Origin of the sequence: Janthinobacterium sp. JC611 (assembly GCF_018682595.1) — a bacterium.
Classification (GTDB): Bacteria; Pseudomonadota; Gammaproteobacteria; order Burkholderiales; family Burkholderiaceae_D; genus Janthinobacterium.
On record NZ_JAFLJN010000021.1, the window covers coordinates 494057 to 515973 of the forward strand.

Here is a 21917-nt window from a genome sequence, read left to right on the forward strand (position 1 = left end):
CTCCGGTCAATTCTGCTGTTTTAATAACTGCGCACATTTATCGCGCAGGAAATCGCGCAACTGCAGCACGAGCGGCGTCACCTGCGCCCGGTGCGTGCAGACCAGGTGCAAGGGCGTGGCCTCGCCCGCCACGTCGGGCAACAGCGCTTGCAGGCGGCCGGCGTCCAGGTCGCCCGCCACGTCGAGCCGCGACTTATAGGCGATACCCAGGCCCGCCACGGCCCAGCGGCGCACCAGGTCGGCGTCGTCGGCGCTGCGGTTGCCGCTCACGGGGACCGTCACTTGCTCGCGCTGCGGCAGGCGGTAAAAGGTCCAGCGGTCGTGCAAGCCGTCTTCCAGCGCGAAACGCAGGCAATTGCGCTGCGACAAATCTTCCAGCGCCAGCAGGGGGCCGTAGTCGCGCAGGTAAGCGGGCGACGCCACCAGCACCCGGTCGTTGGCGGGCGCGATGGGCATGGCGATCAGGCTCGAATCGTCTTGCTGGCCATAGCGGATGGCCACGTCGACTTGCTGGCGCACCATGTCGGCCACCCGGTCGCTGACACTGAGCTGGTAATGCAGTGTCGGATGGCGCAGCTGGAATTCGTCCAGCCAGCCCAGCATCAGATTGCGGCCCAGGTCGGAGGGCATGGCGATTTTCAAGGTTCCCCCGAAACCGTCCTTGCCAGCCAGCAGTGCATCGTGGCCTGCGCGCAGCAGGCGCAAGGCTTCGCGCGCGTGCTCCAGGTATTGCGTGCCTTCCGGCGTCAGGCTCAAGGAACGGGTCGTGCGGGCCAGCAGGCGCAAGCCCAGCGCCCCTTCGAGGCGCTTGACGGCGGCGCTGGCCAGCGCGGGCGAGATGCCGATCTCGCGCGCGGCGGCCGACAAACTGCCCCGGTCGGCCGTGCGCACAAATACCTGCAAGTCATCGAGTCGCAGCAATTTTCAGCATTCCTTTGAAAGTGTTTCGGTACGCGCCCCCTGTTTCCAGCGCGGCATTGCCGCCATCATACGGTATCCACTCAACGAGGAAGCATATGAAAGCCATCGCCTACCACCACAGCCTGCCCATCACGGATGCCGACGCCCTGCTCGACATCGAGCTGCCCATGCCCGTCGCCACGGGGCGCGACCTGCTCGTCGCCGTCAAGGCCATTTCCGTCAATCCCGTCGACACCAAGGTGCGCAAGAACCGCGCCCCAAAAGATGGCCAGCCGGAAGTGCTGGGCTGGGATGCGGCCGGCGTCGTCACGGCCGTCGGCCCCGACGTCACCCTGTTCCAGGTGGGCGACAGGGTCTGGTACGCGGGCGCCATCAACCGCCCCGGCAGCAACAGCGAATTCCAGCTGGTCGACGAGCGCATCGTCGGCCACATGCCGGCCAGCCTGGACTTTGCCCCGGCCGCCGCCCTGCCGCTGACGGCGATCACGGCCTGGGAATTGCTGTTCGACCGCCTGCAGCTCAGCCGCGACAAGAGCCTGACGGGGAAGTCGCTTCTCGTGATCGGCGCAGCCGGCGGCGTCGGCTCCGTGCTGGTGCAACTGGCGCGGCAATTGACCGGGGTCACCATCATCGGCACGGCCTCGCGCGCGGAAACGGCCGACTGGGTGAAGGAATTGGGCGCGCACCACGTGATCGACCACAGCCTGCCGCTGGCGGGGGAAATCACGCGCCTGGGTTTGCCGCCAGTCGATTATGTGATCAGCCTGAACCAGACCGACCGGCATTTCGAGCAGATCGTCGAACTGATCGCGCCGCAGGGCAAGTTCGCCCTGATCGACGACCCCGAGCACATCGACGTGCGCCAATTCAAGGGCAAGAGCGTGTCGCTGCACTGGGAACTGATGTTTACCCGTTCGCTGTTCCAGACGGCCGACATGGTCCAGCAGCATGCACTGCTGGAAGAGCTGGCGCAGCTGGTGGACGCCGGCGTCATCAGGACCACCCTGGCCGAGCGCTTCGGCACGATCAACGCGCAAAACCTGAAACGTGCGCATGCCCTGCTGGAAAGCAATACGGCAAAAGGCAAGATCGTGCTGGAAGGGTTTTAAATTCAGGTAATCAAAATGGCCCGGAAATCATTGACGTTGGTCAATGTCGGGCCCGTGATCACGGAATCTCCCAGCGCCTGGAAGAAGCCGTGGCCATCGTTGTCGTCCAGGCTGTCGCGGGGTTTGATGCCCAGCGCCCACGCCCGTTGCAGGGTGTCCGGCGCCAGGACCGCGCCGGCGATGTCTTCCTGGCCGTCGACGCCATCCGTGTCGCCGGCCAGCGCGTGGATGCCCGCATGGCCATCGAGCGCGATGCCCAGCGCCAGCAGGAATTCCACGTTACGCCCGCCGCGCCCGTTGCCGCGCACGGTGACGGTCGTTTCACCGCCCGACAGCAGCACGCACGGGGCGGGAAACGGCTGGCCCCGCTGCGCCGTTTGCAGCGCGATGCCGGCCATCACCTTGCCCACGTCCCTCGCCTCGCCTTCCAGGCTGTCGCCCAATATATACGGCGTGACGCCGGCCGCGCGCGCCACCTGCGCCGCCGCTTCCAGCGCCATCTGCGGCGTGGCGATCAGGGTCGTGCGCGTGCGCGCCAGGCGGGGATCATCGGGTTTCACGGATTCGCCGCGCCCGCTTTCCAAGGTGGCGCGTATGCTGTCCGGCAAGTCCATGCCGTAGCGGCGCACGATGGCCAGCGCATCCTCGCATGTCGTCACGTCGCCCACCGTGGGGCCGGACGCGATGTCGCCCAGCTTGTCGCCGGGCACGTCGGAAATCGCCAAAGTGATGACCTGCGCCGGATGGCAGGCGGCCGCCAGGCGCCCGCCCTTGATGGCGGACAAATGGCGGCGCACGCAATTCATTTCGCCGATGGTGGCGCCGGACGCCAGCAGCGCGCGGTTCAAGGCTTGCTTGTCGGCCAAGGCGATGCCATCGAGGGGCAAGGCCAGCAGCGACGAGCCGCCGCCCGAGATCAGACACAGCACCGTATCGTCGGCCTGCAGGTTGCCGACCAGTTCCAGCATCCGGCGCGCTGCATCCATGCCGGCCTGGTCCGGCACGGGGTGCGACGCTTCCACGATCTCGATGCGTTCGCAGGGCACGGCATAGCCGTAGCGCGTGACGACCAGCCCGGACAGCGGCCCCGGCCAGTGCCGTTCCACGGCTTGCGCCATGGCGGCCGACGCCTTGCCGGCGCCGATGACGATCAAACGGCCCTTGGGCGCGGGCGGCAGATGGGGCGGTATGCAATGCGATGGCTGGGCCGCTTCGATGGCGGCCTGGAACATGGCTTGCAGCAAGGCGCGCGGCGCCGGGGTGGTCGTCATGGTCAATTCCTCCGGTTCGATGACAGCTTCGTTCAACGGTTCACGATGCGCGCGGGAACGCGCAGCACCAGTATGGCGCCCAGCAGCATGACTGCGGAAAGAATATACAGGGCCACGTCGGTGCCGCCCGTCGCATCCTTGATCCAGCCGACGAGGAAGGGGCTGACGAAGCCCGCCACCTGGCCCAGCGAATTGATCAGCGCCAAGCCGCCGGCCGCCGCCGCGCTGCCGAGAAACGCCGTCGGCAAGGGCCAGAACATGGGCAGGCCGGACAGCGCGCCCATGGTCGCCAGCGACAGGCCGATGAGGGCGACGACCACGTTGCCGTGCGCCTGGGTGGCCAGCAGCAAGCCGCACAGCGCCATCAGCAGGGGGCCGCTCAAATGCCAGCGGCGTTCCTTGTGCTTGTCGGCCGAACGGCCCACCCAGATCATGAAGATGCTGGCGCACAGGTAGGGAATGGCGCTGACCCAGCCCACGGCAACGGGGCTGGCGAAACCCAGCGACTTGACGATGGTGGGCAGCCAGAAATTGATCGCGTACACGCCCATCTGGATGCAGAAATACACGAGGCCCAGCATCCACACGTGCTTGTTGCGCAGCACGCTGGCGAAGGTGTCGGCCGTGTTCGCGCTGTTGCGGCGCTGGCGTTCGTCCTCGTCGAGGTCGGCGCGCAGCAGCTGCTTTTCTTCCGCATTCAGCCACTTCGCCTGGGCGATGCCGTCGTTCAGCAGCACATACACGAGAAAGCCCAGCAGCACGGTGGGGATGCCTTGCAACAGGAACATCCATTGCCAGCCGGCCAGGCCGCCGTGGCCCGCGAACGATTGCATCATCCAGCCCGACAGGGGGCTGCCCAGCAAGCCGGAAATGGGAATGGCCGACATGAACAGACCCATGATGCGGCCCCGGCGCGAAGCGGGATACCAGTTCGTAAAGTACAGCACGATACCGGGGAAGAAACCCGCCTCGAACACGCCCGTGATGAAGCGCAGCGAGTAAAACGCGGCCGGCGTGGTGACGAACATCAGGCAGGCCGAGGCGACGCCCCAGGCGATCATCAGGGTGCCGATGACCTTGCGCGCGCCCAGGCGGTGCAGCAGCAGATTGCTGGGCACGCCGCTGGCCACGTAGCCGATGAAGAAAATGCCGGCGCCCAGGCCGTACACGCTTTCGCTCCATTGCAGCGCATCGAGCATTTGCAGCTTGGCGAAGCCGACATTGACACGGTCCAGGTAATTGAACAGGTAGCAGATGAAGATGAAGGGGATCAGATGCAAGGTGACCTTGCGGTAGGCGCCTTCGCGCACACGGTCCTGCGCGGACGCGCCGGCGGACAGGCTGGCGCCTGGATGGGTGGTCATGGGTGTCTCCTGACTATTTTTTTATGGAATACGAGCAGCCCATCGTACAATCGCCCAGAGAAACAGTCATCGTGCGGATGCATGAAGAAATACAATGCTGAATCCGATGATTTCATGCAAATGCACAAGTTCATAAGGCAGCCCTCCATGCCAAGCATCGACTTTCCCCTGGCGCAAGACATCGTCCAACGCACCATGCACATCATTCCCTTCAGCGTCAACGTCATCGATGCGCGCGGCGTGATCCTGGCCAGCGGCGACCCGCAGCGCGTGGGCGACCTGCATCCGGGCGCGCAACTGGCGCTGGCCCGGCGCGCCAGCGTGGAAATCGGCACGGCCGACATGACCAGGCTGCCGGGCACGCGGGCCGGCATCAACCTGCCCTTGACGGTACGCGGCGAAATTTGCGGCGTGCTGGGCCTGACGGGCGAGCCGGACGCCGTGCGCCAGTTCGGCGAACTGGTGCGTGCCATGGCGGAAATGATGCTGGAGCAGGCGCGGCTGGTCAGCGAATTGCAGCACGAAAAGCGCTACCGCGAGGAATTCGTGTTCCAGCTCGTGTACCGCACGGGCATTTCGGATGCCAGCATGCAAGCGTGGGCGGCGCGCCTGGCGCTGGACTTGCGCGTGCCGCGCGCCATGTTCGTGCTGGAAATTCCCGATGCGCGGGAAGGCCCGGGCGAACGGCTGGACCAGGTGCTGACGCAGTTGCAGCAAGTGCAGTCCGACCTGTCGGCGCGCTGGCCCGCCCTGCTGATGGCCGTCGTCTCGCCGGGCGAACTGGTGCTGCTCGACGCCTTTCCCGCCAGCGGCCCGCAGCAGGCGCGCGCGGCGCAAGCCAGGCAGCGCCTGCTCGAACTGCACCAGGTGGCGCAGCAGGCGCTGACGCCGCCCGCCACCCTGTCCATGGGCGTGGCCTTGCCGGGCCTCGATGGCGCGACGGCGTCGTATGAATCGGCGAAGCAGACGGCGCGCGTGGGACGCGCCCGCGATGGCGAACAAGCCACTTTTTCCTACCTGGAACTGAGCCTGCCCGTGCTGCTGTCCGGCCTGCAAGCCGGTTGGCAGGCCGAGCAATTGCGCCAGACCCTGGCGCGCCTGCAGGCGCACGACCGCAAGTCCGGCACCCTGATGCGCACCCTGGCCGCCTGGTTCCGCCACCACAGCCACCCGATGGCCACGGCCAGGGCCCTGCACATCCACCGCAACACGCTCGATTACCGGCTGCAAAAGATCGCCGAACTGACGGGGCTGGACCTGGACGACACGGATGACCGCCTGCTGCTGTATGTCGCCCTGCAACTGAACTGACGCACGCCGTCTACAATGGCGGCTGACCGCACAACAGGAATAGCATGAACGACGCCATCGAATGGACCAGCCTTGCCCGCACCTTCGGGCTGTTTACCGTCACGGCCGTGGCCGAACTGCTGGGCTGCTACCTGCCCATGCTGTGGCTGAGCAACAAGGGCGGCGCCTGGCTGCTGTTGCCGGCCGCCGTCAGCCTCTTGCTCTTCGTGTGGCTGCTGACCTTGCATCCGGCCGCCAGCGGCAGGGTGTACGCCACGTATGGCGCCATCTATATCGCCACGGCGCTGGGCTGGCTGTGGCTGGTGGACGGCGTCACGCCCGCCTGGACCGACATCGCCGGCGTGGGCCTGGCCCTGGCCGGCGCCGCCGTCATTGCCATGGGACACAAGGCGGCATAATTACGCCGCATGCTGGCGGAAGTTCGTTTCCGCCGACCACGCCGCGCTGGCGCGGGCCAGCAACACGGCTTCGCCATCGGCCAGCCAGTCGTCCGCATCGGCGATCTTCCACATGGCTTGCAGCAGCTTGCGGCGCAAGTCCGGGTCCGTGATTTCATCGAGCAGACTGTCGATCACGCCATGGGCCAGCTGCACCGCGCCATGCACGGTCGAGGTCAGCATGTCGTCGCACAAGTCTTGCAGCAGTTGCTGGAAGGCGGCCGGCGCTAGGTCGATATGCTCGAGGATCTTGCTGCGATGCATCGCTTGCAGCTCGGCGCCGGCCAGGTTGCCGTCGACCACCATCATCAGGGCCAAAATACGTCCCGCTGCCTGGGGACTGTTCGTTTCATAGGTACGCATGATTTTCCACTCTTTCTATTAGTCAATTAAAAGGCACGCCACCGCCAGGCGGGGCGCGCCGTACAGCATTTACTTCTTCTCGCTGCGGGTGATGAACACGCTGGCCACGCAGCTCGACACGATCAGGACCGCCACCACCAGCAAGGACGCTTCCACCGGCACGTGGTACCACGGCATGACCAGCATCTTGGCGCCGATGAACACGAGCACCATCGCCAGGCCATACTTGAGCATGTGGAAGCGGTCGGCCACGTCCACCAGCAGGAAATACAGTGCCCGCAAGCCCATGATGGCGAACAGGTTCGACGTGAAGACGATGAACGGGTCCGTCGTGATGGCGAAGATCGCCGGGATCGAGTCCACCGCGAAGACCAGGTCCGTCACCTCGATCAGGATCAGCACGAGGAACAGCGGCGTGACATAGCGCAAGCCACCCTTTGCCACGAAGAAACGCTCGCCGTGGTCGCCATCGGCCACCCGCAAGTGACGGCGTGCAAAACGCAGCACCGGATTGTTCGCCACGTCCGGCTCCGCGTCGGCCGCCACCAGCATGCGCATGCCGGTAATCAACAGGAAGGCGCCGAACAGGTACAGCACCCAGCTGAATTCGCTCACCACCCAGGCACCGGCCATGATCATCACGGCGCGCATGACGATCGCGCCCAGCACGCCGTAAATCAGCACGCGGCGCTGGTACTGGATCGGCACCTGGAAGGCGCTGAAGATCAGCAGGAAGACGAACACGTTATCGACCGACAGCGCTTTCTCGATCAGGTAGCCGGAGAAAAATTCCAGCGCCTTCTGGTTGGCGATCTCGGGACCGGCCGTGCCGTTCAGGTACCACCACAGGCCGCCGTTGAACAGCAGGGCCAGGCTGACCCACACGAGCGACCACGTCGCCGCTTCCTTGACGCCGACCTTGTGCGCCTTGTTGCCGCCAAAGACGAACAAGTCCAGCGCCAGCATCACCAGGACGAAGGCGATGAAGCCGGCCCACATGGGTGCCGTTGCAATACTTTCCAGGCCGTTCATCGGCGGCCTCCGCAATAATCTATTTGTATCCTGACGTCCATGACACTCTCCTTGCATGAATTGAGCAGCCATCATAGCCTTCTTACAAACATCGAACAAATCGAATATAATTGACAAATACATCGAAAAACTCGATGTATTAACGTACCAGGAGCAGCGATGTCCAACCTCAACTTCAAGCACTTGCGCTATTTCTGGATGGTGGCCAAGACGGGCAGCATCGCGCGCGCGGCCGAGCAGCTGCACCTGACGCCGCAATCGATCTCCGGCCAGCTCAGCGAATTTGCCGACACCCTGGGCGTGGAATTGTTCCGCCGCAGCGGACGCCAGCTGGAGTTGACGGACACGGGCCGGCGCATCCTCAGCCATGCCGAAAGCATTTTCAGCACGGGCGATGCATTGCTGGAAATTGTGCGCGACCAGTCGCGCACGGCGACGACGACGTTTCGCGTGGGCTGCGCCGATTCCGTGTCGAAACTGATCGCCTGCCGCCTCGTCGAACCGGCGCTGGGCCTGGCCGAACCGCTGCGCATGATCTGCCGCGAAGGCCGGCTGGCCAGCCTGCTGGCGGACCTGGCCGTGCATCGGCTGGACCTGATCATCGCCGACCGCCCCATGCCGTCCCACTTGAGCGTGCGCGGCTACAACCACTTGCTGGGCGAAAGCGGCATGACCCTGTTCGGCACGCCGGAGCTGGCCGCCACCCTGACGGGGGACTTTCCGCTATGCCTGGACGGCGCGCCGCTGCTGCTGCCCGGCGAGGACTTCGCCATCTACGGGCGCCTGCTGCAGTGGCTGGGCGACAACCACCTGCACCCGCGCATCGTCGGCGAGTTCGACGACAGCGCCATGATGCAGGCCTTCGGCCAGTCCGGCGCGGGCCTGTTCTTCGCCCCCACCGTCATCGCGCCCCAGGTCTGCGAACAGCATGGCGTGGTGGCGCTGGGCCGGGTCGACAGCCTCGTCGAGCAGGTCTACGCGATCACCACGGAACGCCGCCTGAGCCACCCGGCCACCGTCGCCATCAGCCAGAGCGCGCGGCGCGAGCTGTTCGTGTAACAGTCCCACACCAGCAAATACATTCGAACAAATATATCTATATAATGGCAGTCCTGCCCGACGCCCTGCGCGCCCCTTCCTGGACTTGCCGCAATGAAACACTTGCACGACATCCCCTCTGCCTTCAAGCATGAATTTGCCAACCCGCGCCTGTGGTGGTCGCGCGCCGTCGTCGTCGGCATGGCCGCCATCGCGGGCCTCGTCGTCGTGGGCTTTACGTGGCTGGCCGAGGAAGCGCTCGACCTGTTTCTCTTTTTTAACGGCAAGGCCTGGTGCTTCGCCCTGCTGTGGACGCCCGTTTGCGCCGCCCTCCTCGTCTGGCTGACGCGCCGCTATGCGATGGGCGCGGCCGGCTCCGGCATCCCGCAAGTGATGGCGGCGCTGGATTCGGCCGTGGCGCCCGGGCAGCGCTCGCTGTTCGTCTCCCTGAAACTGAGTGCCGCGAAGATCGTCCTGACGGCGGGCGGCTTGCTGGGGGGACTGTCGCTGGGACGCGAAGGCCCGTCCGTGCAGATCGCCGCCGGCGTGATGCTGGCCGCGCGCCGGGCGCTGCCGCGCCATGCGCAGGTGAGCGCCCATTCCCTGCTGGTGGCCGGTGGCGCGGCCGGCATCGCGGCCGCCTTCAACACGCCGCTGGCGGGCGTCATGTTTGCCATCGAAGAATTGTCGCGTTCGCCCGAGCAGCGCAGCAGCGGCCTGATCGTGGCTGGCATCGTGCTGGCGGGCATGATGGCCGTGTCCATCCACGGCAACGCCACGCATTTCGGCATCATCCACCCTGGCCCCATCGGCCTGGCGCTGGCCCTGCCGGGCTTGCTCGTGACCCTGGTCGCGGGCGTGGCCGGCGGCCTGTTCGCCCGGCTGCTGCTGGCGTCCGCCCGCGGCAATCCGCTGGGAAAACTGTCCGCGTGGAGAAAAGGCCGGCCCGTACTGTTCGCCGCCGTCTGCGGTGTGCTGGTGGCGGCCATCGGCATCGCCAGCCACGGCGCCACGTTCGGCAGCGGCACCGTGGCCACGCGCGCCATGCTGGAAGGCTCGTCCGACGTGGCGCCCGCCTTCGTCGCTTTCAAATATGTGGCGACGTGGCTGACCGTCTGGTCGGGCGTGCCAGCCGGCATCTTCGCCCCCTCGCTGGCCATCGGCGCCGGCATCGGCCACGATATCGCCGTGCTGCTGCACTACCCGCACGCGCCCGCGCTGATCGCGCTGGGCATGGTGGGCTTCCTGGCCGCCGCCACGCAGGCGCCGCTGACGGCGTTTATTATTGTCATGGAAATGGTCGACGGCCACGGCATGGTGCTCAGCCTGATGGCCTGCGCAGTCGTCGCCAGCACCGTGTCGCGCGTGCTCAGCGAACCGCTGTATGGGGCGCTGGCGCAATTGCAGCTACAACGGCTGCCGGCGCCGCCGCACTAGAAACTGCTGCAGGGGCGCAGCAAGCTGCCATCCTGCCATGCGCAGACGGTGCGCGTGCCATCCTCGGTCCAGCTGCGCTCCAGGCCGTGCTTGCGCCCCTGCACGTAATGCAGGCGCGACTTTTCACGGCCGTCCGGCCACCAGGCCTCGTACAGGCCGGTGCGCTGCCCGTCCAGATACGCGCCCCGCTCGGCCAGCCTGCCGTCCGGATGAAACGCTTCCACTTTGCCCGTCAGCACGCCATCAACAAAATGCGCGCGGTTGCTGACCTGGCCATGCGCGTCAAAGCTCAGGTATTCGCCATCGGCGGGCTGGCCCGCCTCGTACCGCAATGCATGACTGAGCTGGCCATTCGGATGATAGTGGCTGTGCATGCCTTCGTACTCGCCGCCGCGGTAAGCCTTGCGGCTTTGCACCGTGCCATCCGCATACCAGGCGACGTTGACGCCGTCGAAGTCGCCCTCCCCATTACGCTCTTCCAGCAGGCCCAGCTGGCCATCGGCGAAATACACGCTGCGCTGATGGACATAGTCGGGCCGCGTCGTATCCGCGTCGCGCAGCCAGGCATCCATGTGCAGCTTGCCTGGCGGCTGCGCGAAATGCAGCTGCCAATGCCAGGCCTGGCGTGCCGCGTCATGCCGCAGCGGCGCGCGCTGCTCGTACATGGCCGCGGCGGGCGCCACGGGCTGGTAATCCTCGTCGAAATACAGGGAAGCCGGCGACTGTTCGGCAGGCAAGGCCGGGGTGGCCAGGGAAATGGCGGAGGAACCGGCCAGGACGGCGGCCAGCAAAACGGAAGTGAGTATCTTCAATGCATGCTTTCATCAACGGTGCGACGGCGCCGATGATAAGGGCAAGCGGGGCGGTCCTGCCACACGCTTGCGCGTGATTACATGGTGAACGGAAACGGTTGCATGCCCGCCTGCCTGTCATCGGGGGCGACGACGGCCAGCAAGGCGCTCAAGCCCTGGTTCAGGTGCGCGAGGCTGTCCGCATCGAGCTGGCTCAGCGCGCTGGGCAGCAAGCCGCGCGCCGGCTGCGGCGCGCCGGCGATGACCGCCTGCCCTTCCGCCGTCAGGGTCAGCGTGACGACGCGCTGGTCGGGCTGGTCGCGCGCCTTGCGCACATAGGCTTTTTTGACCAGCGCGTCGACCAGGTTGCTGGCCGTCGTCTGGTGAATGGACATCTTGCCGGCCAGCTCGCCCATGCGCAGGCCCGGGCGCTCCAGCAATTCCTGCATCACCCACAATTGCGCGCCCGACACGCCGCATTGCTTTTCGATCTGCGCCGAGTGGCGCTGCGCCGCGCGCATGACGACGCGCATGTTTTGCAAGGCCATGCCTTGCGCCTTGGCCAACGCCGAAACTTCCGCTTCCACCACCATTGCCTCCAGTTATCGCGCCGGCGTCGCGCCTGCTGGCGGGCCGGAATCCCTGCATGATACCTGCAAAAGCGCTGCAAAGGCAGGCGACTTCTAGCGCATGGAAACTGGTTCGCCGGCCTGCCACGCCTGTTCCAGCACCAGCTTGCCGGCCTGGTCCCATTGGCGCTCGATGCCATGCTGCTTGCCGTGTTCGTACGGCACGATCTGGCGCAGGCTGCCGTCGTCGTACCAGGTCTGCAGCAAGCCGTGGCGCTGGCCGTCGCGCATGGGAGTGACCTGGGCGCGCACGCCGTTGTCATGCCACTGCGTCACGTCGCCCTGCTCGCGCCCTTGCGCATCCTGTTGCCAGGCAACGGCAGGCTTGCCATTGCTGCCCCACTTCTGCATGCTGAGCAGCTTGCCCTTGCGATACAACGCCTTTTGCGCCAGCTGGCCATTGTCGTGGCTGTCGAATGACCAGCCGTCGGGCTCGCCATTGCGCCACATCGTGCTGGCGAGTACCTTGCCATCCTCGGCCAGGGTGACGGCCTCGCCATCCTGCTTGTCATCGACAAAATGGCTGCGCTGGAACAGCTTGCCATCGGCATAAAACACTTCCTGCACGCCGTTCATCCTGCCGCCCTTCAGGAAGGCGCGGCTGCTGACCTTGCCATTCGGACCGTAAGACACATACTCCCCATCGGCCATCTGCTGGCCGTGGTAGGTGATGCGGTTCATCAGCTGGCCATTCTCATGGTACGTTTCCGAAATGCTGTCTCGCCCGTTCGGCAAGGCGGTCACCCGCTGCTGGACCTGGCCATTCTCGTAGTACACGCTGCCGCCGAGCAACTCCTCGCCCTGGGCATCGAAATAGGTTTCGCGCAGCAGCTGGCCATTCTCGTGGTAGTACTTGCGAAACTTCACGAACTTGACCTGGCTTAAGTCCAGGTCCCTGGCATAGGTTTCAAAGGCCAGCACGCCCGGCGTGTCGGGAAACTCGAGCCGCACATGCCAGGCGCCCAGCGCCTCGTCGCGCACGGGCGGCGTGCGCAGCGCATACACGGCGCGGCGCTGATCGCTGGGCATGAAATTTTCATCCAGATACATGGTCCTGCCTTCTTCTTGCGCGCGCTCGGACGCCGTTGCTGGCAAAGGCGTATCTTCCTGTGCCGCCAGCGGCAAGGCCGTACCCATGCCCAGCGCCGCGGCCAGCAGCCAGCGCATCGTCTGTTGATTCTTCATATTGCTCCATTGTTCATGTTGCTTTGCGGCTGCCATCATAAAGGCAAGCGCCGTTCGCCATCGTCACGATTGCCGCCCGCATGAAAAAGGCCGGGACGGACCTGCTGGTCCGGCTCCGGCCTGGCGCATCGGCTGGCGCAGGATGCGCCAAGTATCCGGTTTCAGCCCACGCCATCCTTGACCGGCGACAACTGGCTCGCATGCAGGCGCGCATACGCGCCGCCCTGCTGCAGCAAGTCCCCATGGCTGCCCGATTCCACCAGGCGACCGCCCTGCATGACGACGATGCGGTCGGCGCTTTCGATGGTGGACAGGCGATGGGCGATAACGATGGTGGTGCGGTTGCGCATCAGCACTTCCAGCGCCGCCTGCACCGAGCGTTCCGACTCCGTGTCCAGCGCGCTGGTCGCCTCGTCCAGCAAGAGAATCGGCGCATCCTTGTACAGGGCGCGCGCGATGGCCAGGCGCTGGCGTTGCCCGCCCGACAGGCGCGAACCATTCTGCCCTGCCTGGGTCTCATAACCTTGCGGCAGTTGCATGATGAAGTCGTGCGCATAGGCGGCGCGCGCCGACGCCTCGATGCGGTCCTGGTCCGGGGCCGGGTCGCCATACGCGATATTCGCCGCCATCGTGTCGTTGAACAGGATCACGTCCTGGCTGACGAGGGCGAACTGGCGCCGCAGGGCCAGCAAGGCGTAGTCGCGCAGGTCGACGCCGTCGAGCAGGATCTGGCCGCCGCTGACGTCGTAGAAGCGCGGCAGCAAGCCCAGCAAAGTCGTCTTGCCGCCGCCGGAACCGCCCACCAGGGCCACCGTTTCGCCGGCGCGGATGTCGAGCGTGATGTCGCTCAAGGCCGTGGGCGCATCGGGATCGTCGCTGTTGTAGCGGAAACTAACATTCTGCAAGGACAGATTACCTTGCACGGCCGCCGGGGCGATGGTGCCCGGGTCCGGTTCCAGCGGCGTGTCGATCAGGCCGAAAACGGACTCGGCCGCCGCCAGGCCCCGCTGCAGCGGTTCATTGATCTTCGTTAAATTCTTGATCGGCGACTGCATGGCCATCAGCGCACCCATGAAGGCGACGAAGGCGCCCGGCGTGATGGCGCCGCTTTGCGCGCGCAGCATGGCGAAATAGATCACGGACGACAGGGTAATGCCGACGAGCATCATGATGAAGCCGGAATTCATGGCCGAGGTGGCCGCGTGCTTGACGGCCAGCTGGCGGTTGCGCTTGACGACGTCGACGAAGCGCGCCTGTTCATAATCCTGGCCGCCGAAGATTTTGACCACGCGCTGGCCGGCTATGCTTTCGTCGAGCACCGAGGTCAGCTCGCCCACGGCTTGCTGCGAACTCTTGCTCAGGTGGCGCATGCGCCGTCCCGCCAGGGTCACGACGATGGCCACGATGGGCATCGAGGCCATGCAGAACAGGGCCAGTTTCACGTCTATGCTGAACAGCAAGATCAGATAGCCGACGGTGGCGACGGAATCGCGCACCATCACGTTGAGCACGTTCAAGCCCGCCTGCGACACCTGGCTGGCGTCGAAGGCCACGCGCGACTGCGTCAGGCTGGTGGTGGTGGTATCGAAAAAGCGGCTGGGCAGGCGCATGATGGTGGCGAACATCTTTTCGCGCAAGTCCGCCTGCACCCGGCTCGATAGCCAGACGGAACCGTAATCGCCGGCAAAGCTCGACACCATGCGCAGCACGGCCAGGCCCAGGATGGTGGCGGGAATCACCCACAAGTCCACCTGCCCCGCCTGTGCCGGCAGGAAACGGTCGACCCAGCCCTGCAGCATGCCCATCACGCCGGACGCGGGAGCGACCTGCGTGCTGGCCGTCGCGCGCATGGCGTCGACGACGTTTTGCAATTGCCTGATTAATAACACATCGGTGGCGGACGCCACGCCCACGGCCAGCAAGGTGGCGGCGACGATGGCGCCATAGCGGCGAAACTGGCCGGCCAGGCGGAAGAACAGGAGGCGACTTTGCTGCATGCAGGTGAGAAAAGAGAGGGTAAAGCGTGATTCTAACCGTTGCCAGACTTACCTAGAGGAAAGTCGCACCTTGCCGGTGCAGGACCGGCAAGGGAAATGCACGGACGATCAGCTCTTCGCCACTTTCCACGCAGCCGTGCCCGCCTTGCAGACCTTCAGCTTGAGGGTCTGTTCCTGGCCCTTGGCGTTCAAGCCCACCTGCACCTTGCGGCAGGTTTGCGCATCCGTCTTTTGCGTGTCGCTGGCTGTGATATCGGCGGCGATGCGCACGGAATTGCGCAAGCCTTCATTGCTCCATTGCACGGTTTCGCCATCTTTCTTGTCATTGAGCACGTCGGTGACGGCCTTCACGAAGACGGGCTTGTCGTTCTTGTTCAGGTAAGCCATCGGCGTATCGGCCAGGAAACCCAGGCCGACGGCGGAGGCGGAAGCGCTGAAGACGACGCTGCCGAAGATCAGGGCGGACAGCAGTGTGGCGGGACGAATACGCATGGAAAACTCCTTTAAAGTAAAAATAGGGACCGCCGGGGCGGCCCTCAGCCGGCATCCGCCGGCGAAATACCCACGGCCAGCAAGGCGTCGATGCTGGGCACAAAATAGATCGCCGACGACAGCGCCGTGGAAAAATCCAGCAGCCTGTCCGTCTTGGTGACGCCATCATAGCCTACGCCGTACATTTGCCGCAGCATGCCCATGCTTACCGTGATGTCCTTGCAAAAACCGACAAACATGACGCCCGCCTCGCCGGCATTGGCGTAATTGGCATTGCGGCGCACGATGTCGACTTCCTCGCCATCGCGGATGAATTGATTGCGGCCCACATGGGAATCGACGGGCAGCGGCGACAATTCATGGCTGCCGGCCTTGGTGCGGCCCCAGACCTGCTCCGCCGCATGCACGGGCAAGGCGCGCAGGCGCTCCACGTCCATGCGCCATTTCTGCAGCAGCACGGTCGAGCCGCCCGCGCCCGCCTCGCCGTCCGGGATGATGGCCACGCCGTGGGCGCGGAACGGATTCGGGTTCGCAACGCCGTCGGCGAAGCCGTCAAACGTTACATTGTTATGATACGGAAAACACACCTGTTCGCTGGCCAGCTCGGCGAAGGGGCTCAGCAAGGCGAGCGTCGTGCGCATGCTGTCGTACAGAGTGGCCGCGTTCGACTGCGTGATCCAGACCCAGAAATCGTGCTGGGTGGCCGGCGCCGTCTTGCCGTTGGCGCCCACCAGGTCGTGCGCGAACGACGCCATATTGTCGGGCACGCAGCCGGGGCAGGCCGCGCGCCACAGCTCGGGCTTGAAGCCCAGCACCACATTGGCCGTGCCGCCCGTCAACTGATGGTGGCGGTTCAGGGTGGGGTCCAGGATGCCCGTGACCTCCGATTCCCACAGCTTGCCCAGCACCCTGAACAGCCGCTCCGGTTCGACGCCGGCCTTCACATTGAACTGCAAATGCACTTCGTCGCGCGCGACGACGGACAACATGCTTTGTGGAATTGCCATGACAGAGGTTCCTCTTTTTCGTTTTCCAGGTGAATCTTAAACCAGAAGTGCCGGATGGTAGTTTCATTTTGGCAACATGCGATGACTGTCACTATCGGCAGTCATGAATTGGACGATAATGCAATGACGTGGAGCAAGAATAAGAATGGATACCATTGCATGAAATTGTATGAAAAGCTCGTCGGCGACATCGAGCAACTGGTGGCCAAGGGCGTGCTCTTGCCCGGCGAACGCATTCCCTCCGTGCGCCAGACCAGCCAGCAGCACAAGCTGAGCATCACCACGGTGCTGCGCGCCTACGTCAAGCTGGAAGGCATGGGCGTGATCGAAAGCCGGCCCCAGTCCGGCTACTTCGTGCGCCAGCGGGCCGGCGACGCGGCCGCGCCATCCCTGTGCATGCAGGCGTCGCATCCCAGCCCCGTGCCGGCGGAAGTGCACGTCAGCCGCCTGGTGTTGTCGACCCTGCGCTCGATCGGCTTGCACGACGCCATACCGCTGGGCTCGCCCTACCCCGACCCGTCGCTGTTTCCCTGGGAACGCATCAACCAGTATGCGGGCGCCGTGGCGCGCCGCAACCGCGCCTGGAGCGTGACGGACGACCTGCCGCCGGGCAACCCGCAACTGATACGCGAAATCGCCCGCCGCTACATGGAAAACGGCCTGGCCGTCGACCCTGACGAAATCATCGTCACCGTGGGCGCCACGGAAGCGATCAACCTGTGCCTGCAAGCCGTGGCCAAGCCGGGCGACACCATCGCCGTCGAATCGCCCACCTTCTATGCCATGCTGATGGCCGTCGAACGGCTGGGCATGAAGGTGGTGGAAGTGTCCACCGATCCCTATGAAGGCATCAGCATCGAGGCGCTGGCCGACATCATGGCCCGGCAGCCGATCGCCGCCGTCATGGTGATGCCGAACTTCCAGAATCCGCTGGGCTTTCAAATGTCCGACCAGCGCAAGCGGGCCCTGGTTCAGTTGCTGGAGCAGCACGACGTGCCCGCCATCGAAAACGGCGTCTACAACGAACTGTATTACGGCGACGCCCATCCGTCCTCGCTCAAGTCCCATGACCGCAAGGGCCTGGTGCTGCACTGCTCCTCGTTTTCCAAGAGCCTCAGTTCCGCGCAGCGCGTGGGCTGGGCCCTGGCCGGGCGCTACCGGGGCAAGGTGGAGGAACTCAAATTCCTCAACACCCTGGCCACCTCCTCGTTCCCGCAGCTGGCCATCGCCGAGTACCTGCAAAACGATGGCTACGAACAGCACCTGCGCCGCACCCGCAAGGCCTATGCCCAGCAGGCACGCATCATGGCCGCCGCCGTGCTGCGCTTCTTCCCTGCTGGCACAAAAATCTCGCACCCGCAGGGCGGCTACGTGCTGTGGGTGGAATTGCCCGGGGACATAGACTCCATGCAGCTGTACCGGCGCGCGCTCGAATGCAAGATCACGGTGGGCCCGGGCCGCATGTTTTCCGTCAGCCAGGCTTACAAGCATTGCATCCGCCTCAATTACAGCTATCCGTGGAGCGTGGGCGTGGAGCAAGCCATTATTCTGCTCGGTAAGCTCATCACCGAATTCCTGTAGACCATTCACCCGCCCACCAGCGACATGCGCACGGTGGGATACTGCTTGCGCCCGCCAAGCTGGGCCAGCGCGCCGCGCACTTCCGAGTAGCGGTCGCCACGGCGCCGCCAGTGCTGGCGCAGCAGGCTTTCCAGCCCTTGCGCGGAATCAAGCAATGGCCGCAGGTCGAGGCCGTCGTGGGCGAACAAACAGGTAAACAGCTTGCCGTCCGACGACACGCGCACGCGGCTGCAGTCGCCGCAGAACGGCTGCGACACGCTGGAAATGAATCCCACTTCGCCGCCCCCATCGCGGTAGCGGTAGCGGCTGGCCGTTTCGTGCAAGAGGGGCTTGCCTGCGCCCATCGCCACGAGGGGAAACTCGGCGGCGATCAGCGCGCGCGCCGCCTCGGACATGACGACGTGCGTGCGCGACCAGGCGCCGATGCCGCCCACGTCCATGAATTCGATCAGGCGCAGCACCACGCCCGTGTGGCGGAAGTGGCGCGCCAGCGGCACGATCTGGCTGTCGTTGACGCCTTTCTGCACGACCATGTTGACCTTCACGGGCGTCAAGCCCACGGCTTGCGCCACCTCAATGCCGTGCAACACTTTCTCGACGGGAAAATCGACGCCATTCATGCGCTGGAAAATGCCCTTATCCAGACTGTCGAGGCTGACGGTGACCCGCTCCAGGCCCGCATCCTTCAGCGCACGCGCCTTGGCCGCCAACAAGCTGCCATTCGTCGTCAGCGCGATGCGCACGGCGCGCCCGTCCGGCGTGGTCAGCCTCGCCAAGCGCTCGATCAGCCGCTCCAGGTTCTTGCGCAGCAGCGGCTCGCCGCCCGTGATGCGGATCTTGTCGACGCCGAGGCGCACGAAGGCGCGCGCCATCGTTTCGATCTGGTCGAAGGACAGGCGCTCGCTCGATGGCAGAAACGGATAATCGCTGGGGTACAGCTCGGCCGGCATGCAATAGGTGCAGCGAAAGTTGCACTGGTCGATAACGGAAATGCGCAAGTCCGTCAGGGGACGGCCCAGCATGTCCACGCACGGTTCGATATGGTCTGGCTGCCGGAGCGCCGGCGGCGGATACAGGATGGTGTTCATGGTGCTTCCCCTCGATAGGCATTCGTCTGGAAGTAGCATAGGACGAATGGGGGCAGGCAAAGAGGTACAGTCCGGCGCCAGCCGATAGAGTACAGACGCGCCGCTACTCTTCTTGCGGTGGAGTAAAGACGCTGGCGCACAGTTCCGCGCCCGCCGCGCTCAGTAGCGCGCTGCCGCCGCTCTCGGCAGTGGCGAGCACCACCAGTCCCGCGCTGGACAGCGCATTGAGCTGGCGCAGCAAGGTGCTCATCTGTACTCCTGCCCGCTTGGCCAGCTTGGCCAGCGACCACGGCTTCCCCGGCGCCTCCTGGCGCGCCTCCCACAGCAGCGCCAGCAGCGCTATCAGCGCCGCGTCGATGCCGTCTTCCCTGTCTTCCTTGTGCATGTTTTTCTCCATGTCGACATCATAAATCACAGCCCGCGCCGGCGCGACCGGCATCGTCATCTTGCCATCTGTACTCTGTTTTTTTGTCCTGAACTGTGCGCCTACGGGGCAAGCCGCCGCCCCTACCATGTGATTGTCCCATCGCATACCACCAGGAGAGTCATCATGAGCAAGCCAAAGTCCGACGCGCGCATCGCGCCCTACACCCATGCCGCGGCCGGTTGGGGAGCACTCAAGTACGTGGCCATCAACCTGTTCAAGGAAAAAGTCAGCGCGGGCAATTACCGCTCGCTGTTCGAGCAAAACCAGCCCGACGGTTTCGACTGCCCCGGCTGCGCCTGGCCCGACCGCGAACACGCGTCGACGTTTGAATTCTGCGAAAACGGCGTCAAGGCCGTGGCCGCCGAATCGACGAGCAAGCGCGTGCGCCCGGAATTCTTCCAGGAGCATACGGTCACCGAACTGATGGAACAGTCGGACTATGAGCTGGAACAACATGGCCGCTTGACGGACCCCATGGTGTACGACGCGGCCAGCGACAAATACCAGGCCATTGCCTGGGACGACGCCTTCGCCCTCGTGGCGCACCACCTGCACGCGCTGGACGACCCGAACCAGGCCGCCTTCTACACGTCTGGCCGCGCCAGCAACGAGGCGGCCTTCCTGTATCAACTGTTCGTGCGCGCCTACGGCACGAATAACTTCCCCGACTGCTCCAACCTGTGCCACGAAGCGACGAGCCGCGGCTTGCCGGAAACGGTGGGCATCGGCAAGGGCACGGTGCTGCTGGACGATTTCGAGCACGCGGACACCCTGCTGCTGTTCGGCCAGAACCCGGCCACCAACCACCCGCGCATGCTGGGCGAATTGCGCGAAGCGTCGCGCCGCGGCGCCGTCATCGTCTCCATCAACCCGCTGCACGAGCGGGGCCTGGAGCGCTTCACGAGCCCGCAGCATCCGCTGGAAATGCTGACGGGCGGCAGCACCAACATCTGTTCGCTGTTCATCTGCCCCACCCTGGGCGGCGACTTTGCGCTGATCAAGGCCATGGCCAAGCGCGTGATCGAACTCGATGACGAGGCCATCGCCCACGGCCAGGAGCGCGTGCTCGACTGCGATTTCATCGCCGAGCACACGAGCGGCTTCGATGCCTTCGCGGCCGACCTGCGCGCGGAAAGCTGGGAGGTGCTGCTGGCCGAATCGGGCGTGGCGCGCGACAAGATCGAAGAATTGACGCAGATCTATGTGAAGGGCAAGGCCGTCATCGCCACCTGGGGCATGGGCGTGACGCAGCACAAGAATTCGCTGGCCACCGTGCAAATCCTGTCGAACTTGATGATGATGCGCGGCAATATCGGCAAGCGCGGCGCGGGCCTGTGCCCCGTGCGCGGCCACTCGAACGTGCAGGGCGACCGCACCATGGGCATCGAGGAACAGCCAACCAAGGAATTCCTCGACCGCCTGGGCCTCGTGTTCAACTTCGAGCCGCCGCGCCACCACGGCTACGACGCCGTCGGCACCATCGAAGCGATGCTGGAGAAAAAAGTGAAGGTGTTTGTCGCGCTGGGCGGCAATTTCTCGATGGCCACGCCGGACACGCCGCGCACCTGGGACGCGCTGCGCTCGTGCGACCTGACCGTGCATATCGCCACCAAGCTCAACCGTAGCCACCTGGTGCACGGCAAGGATGCGCTGATCCTGCCGACGCTGGGACGCACGGAGATCGACGTGCAGGAAGGCGTGGCGCAGGGCGTGACGGTGGAAGACTCGATGAGCATGGTGCACATCTCGTTCGGCATGAACCAGCCCGCCTCGCCCAATCTGCGCTCGGAAATCGCCATCGTGGCCGGCATGGCGCAATCGACCCTGGGCAGCGAAAAGATAGCCTGGCTGCGCTATGCCGGCAACTATGCCTTGCTGCGCGATTCCATCGAGCAAGTTTTCGATGACTTTTTCGACTACAACCTGCGCGTGGCCAAGCCGGGCGGCTTCCACCTGGAAATCGCCTCGCGCGAAAGAGTGTGGAAGACGGAAAGCGGCAAGGCGCAATTCCTCGTCAACGCCGTGGAACTCGACACGCCGATCCACCGCGCGCGCCAGCAATACGGCGAGCGCCTGATGGTGCTGATGACGACGCGCTCGCACGACCAGTACAACACGACCATCTACGCCATGGACGACCGCTACCGTGGCGTATTCGGCCAGCGCCGCGTCGTCTTCATCAACAAGGACGACCTGGCCATGCTGGGCTTTGCGGCCGGCGACTGGGTCGACCTGATCGGCGTGTGGCATGACGGCATAGCACGCCGCGCCGACCGCTTCCTGCTGGTCGAGTACGACATTCCGCGCGGCTGCATCGGCGCCTACTACCCGGAAACCAATCCGCTGGTGCCGCTCGACAGCGTGGGCCACGGTTCGCGCACGCCGACCTTCAAATCCATCCCCGTGCTGCTGGCCCCTTCGGCCGCCGCCAGCTGAA

The 21917-nt window shown here is 64.9% G+C and carries 20 protein-coding genes; 7 read left to right on the forward strand and 13 right to left on the reverse strand.

What is annotated here, in order from left to right; genetic code table 11:
• Positions 1 to 6: 6 nt before the first annotated feature.
• Positions 7 to 921 (reverse strand): LysR family transcriptional regulator, encoded by a 915-nt coding sequence (locus tag J0O65_RS16640; RefSeq protein WP_215408354.1) that lies wholly within the window; start codon positions 919 to 921, stop codon positions 7 to 9.
• A 95-nt stretch (positions 922 to 1016) separates the two neighbouring features.
• Here J0O65_RS16640 and J0O65_RS16645 point away from each other — a divergent pair, with 95 nt between their 5' ends.
• Positions 1017 to 2030 (forward strand): zinc-binding alcohol dehydrogenase family protein, encoded by a 1014-nt coding sequence (locus J0O65_RS16645; protein ID WP_215408356.1) that lies wholly within the window; start codon positions 1017 to 1019, stop codon positions 2028 to 2030.
• Positions 2031 to 2032: 2 nt separating this feature from the next.
• Here the strand turns inward: J0O65_RS16645 and J0O65_RS16650 are convergent, their stop codons facing one another.
• Positions 2033 to 3301 (reverse strand): glycerate kinase type-2 family protein, encoded by a 1269-nt coding sequence (locus tag J0O65_RS16650; RefSeq protein ID WP_215408358.1) that lies wholly within the window; start codon positions 3299 to 3301, stop codon positions 2033 to 2035.
• Positions 3302 to 3333: 32 nt separating this feature from the next.
• Entirely contained in the window at positions 3334 to 4665 is a 1332-nt protein-coding gene (locus J0O65_RS16655) for an MFS transporter (RefSeq protein ID WP_215408360.1), read from the reverse strand.
• 147 nt (positions 4666 to 4812) lie between these two features.
• On the opposite strand from J0O65_RS16655, the gene J0O65_RS16660 reads away from it, so the two are divergent.
• Both J0O65_RS16660 and J0O65_RS16665 read left to right on the forward strand, forming a co-directional pair.
• Positions 4813 to 5976 carry a sugar diacid recognition domain-containing protein gene (locus J0O65_RS16660; protein WP_215408362.1) on the forward strand — a complete coding sequence of 388 codons (1164 nt, stop codon included), beginning with the start codon at positions 4813 to 4815 and terminating at the stop codon, positions 5974 to 5976.
• A 44-nt stretch (positions 5977 to 6020) separates the two neighbouring features.
• Positions 6021 to 6374 (forward strand): YnfA family protein, encoded by a 354-nt coding sequence (locus J0O65_RS16665; RefSeq protein WP_215408363.1) that lies wholly within the window; start codon positions 6021 to 6023, stop codon positions 6372 to 6374.
• Here the strand turns inward: J0O65_RS16665 and J0O65_RS16670 are convergent, their stop codons facing one another.
• Both J0O65_RS16670 and J0O65_RS16675 read right to left on the reverse strand, forming a co-directional pair.
• Positions 6375 to 6776, reverse strand: coding sequence for a TerB family tellurite resistance protein (locus J0O65_RS16670; RefSeq protein ID WP_215408365.1), 402 nt, complete (start codon positions 6774 to 6776; stop codon positions 6375 to 6377).
• A gap of 69 nt (positions 6777 to 6845) precedes the next feature.
• The gene (locus J0O65_RS16675) at positions 6846 to 7808 is read right to left on the reverse strand and encodes a TerC family protein (protein ID WP_152254196.1); all 963 of its coding nucleotides are present in this window, start codon (positions 7806 to 7808) and stop codon (positions 6846 to 6848) included.
• Positions 7809 to 7967: 159 nt separating this feature from the next.
• Here J0O65_RS16675 and nhaR point away from each other — a divergent pair, with 159 nt between their 5' ends.
• Both nhaR and J0O65_RS16685 read left to right on the forward strand, forming a co-directional pair.
• Positions 7968 to 8867 carry a transcriptional activator NhaR gene (nhaR, locus tag J0O65_RS16680; RefSeq protein WP_215408367.1) on the forward strand — a complete coding sequence of 300 codons (900 nt, stop codon included), beginning with the start codon at positions 7968 to 7970 and terminating at the stop codon, positions 8865 to 8867.
• A 93-nt stretch (positions 8868 to 8960) separates the two neighbouring features.
• A complete protein-coding gene (locus J0O65_RS16685; RefSeq protein WP_215408369.1) occupies positions 8961 to 10283 on the forward strand; it encodes a chloride channel protein in 1323 nt (440 codons plus the stop codon).
• Here J0O65_RS16685 and J0O65_RS16690 read toward each other — a convergent pair.
• The 6 genes from J0O65_RS16690 to J0O65_RS16715 all read right to left on the reverse strand — a co-directional run bounded on the left by J0O65_RS16690 (position 10280) and on the right by J0O65_RS16715 (position 16384).
• Complete coding sequence (locus J0O65_RS16690) at positions 10280 to 11095, reverse strand: toxin-antitoxin system YwqK family antitoxin (protein ID WP_215408371.1); 816 nt, start codon at positions 11093 to 11095, stop codon at positions 10280 to 10282. The two genes, J0O65_RS16685 and J0O65_RS16690, sit on opposite strands and share 4 nt — an antisense overlap.
• 77 nt (positions 11096 to 11172) lie before the next feature.
• Positions 11173 to 11667: a MarR family winged helix-turn-helix transcriptional regulator gene (locus tag J0O65_RS16695; protein WP_215408373.1), complete on the reverse strand. Its 495-nt coding sequence runs from the start codon at positions 11665 to 11667 to the stop codon at positions 11173 to 11175.
• A 90-nt stretch (positions 11668 to 11757) separates the two neighbouring features.
• On the reverse strand, positions 11758 to 12888 hold the full coding sequence (locus tag J0O65_RS16700) for a toxin-antitoxin system YwqK family antitoxin (protein WP_215408374.1): 1131 nt from the start codon (positions 12886 to 12888) through the stop codon (positions 11758 to 11760).
• 161 nt (positions 12889 to 13049) lie between these two features.
• Positions 13050 to 14885: a lipid A export permease/ATP-binding protein MsbA gene (msbA, locus tag J0O65_RS16705; protein ID WP_215408376.1), complete on the reverse strand. Its 1836-nt coding sequence runs from the start codon at positions 14883 to 14885 to the stop codon at positions 13050 to 13052.
• Positions 14886 to 14993: 108 nt separating this feature from the next.
• On the reverse strand, positions 14994 to 15377 hold the full coding sequence (locus J0O65_RS16710; protein ID WP_215408378.1) for a hypothetical protein: 384 nt from the start codon (positions 15375 to 15377) through the stop codon (positions 14994 to 14996).
• 44 nt (positions 15378 to 15421) lie between these two features.
• Positions 15422 to 16384 carry a Dyp-type peroxidase gene (locus J0O65_RS16715; protein WP_215408379.1) on the reverse strand — a complete coding sequence of 321 codons (963 nt, stop codon included), beginning with the start codon at positions 16382 to 16384 and terminating at the stop codon, positions 15422 to 15424.
• A 159-nt stretch (positions 16385 to 16543) separates the two neighbouring features.
• Between J0O65_RS16715 and J0O65_RS16720 the strand changes: the two genes are divergently transcribed.
• Positions 16544 to 17965, forward strand: coding sequence for an aminotransferase-like domain-containing protein (locus J0O65_RS16720; RefSeq protein ID WP_215408381.1), 1422 nt, complete (start codon positions 16544 to 16546; stop codon positions 17963 to 17965).
• 5 nt (positions 17966 to 17970) lie between these two features.
• On the opposite strand, the gene moaA is transcribed toward J0O65_RS16720, so the two are convergent.
• Positions 17971 to 19053 carry a GTP 3',8-cyclase MoaA gene (gene moaA / locus J0O65_RS16725; protein ID WP_215408383.1) on the reverse strand — a complete coding sequence of 361 codons (1083 nt, stop codon included), beginning with the start codon at positions 19051 to 19053 and terminating at the stop codon, positions 17971 to 17973.
• A 103-nt stretch (positions 19054 to 19156) separates the two neighbouring features.
• The gene (locus J0O65_RS16730) at positions 19157 to 19438 is read right to left on the reverse strand and encodes a helix-turn-helix domain-containing protein (RefSeq protein ID WP_215408385.1); all 282 of its coding nucleotides are present in this window, start codon (positions 19436 to 19438) and stop codon (positions 19157 to 19159) included.
• A 165-nt stretch (positions 19439 to 19603) separates the two neighbouring features.
• Here J0O65_RS16730 and J0O65_RS16735 point away from each other — a divergent pair, with 165 nt between their 5' ends.
• A complete protein-coding gene (locus tag J0O65_RS16735; RefSeq protein WP_215408387.1) occupies positions 19604 to 21916 on the forward strand; it encodes an FdhF/YdeP family oxidoreductase in 2313 nt (770 codons plus the stop codon).
• The last annotated feature ends 1 nt before the right edge of the window (position 21917 follow it).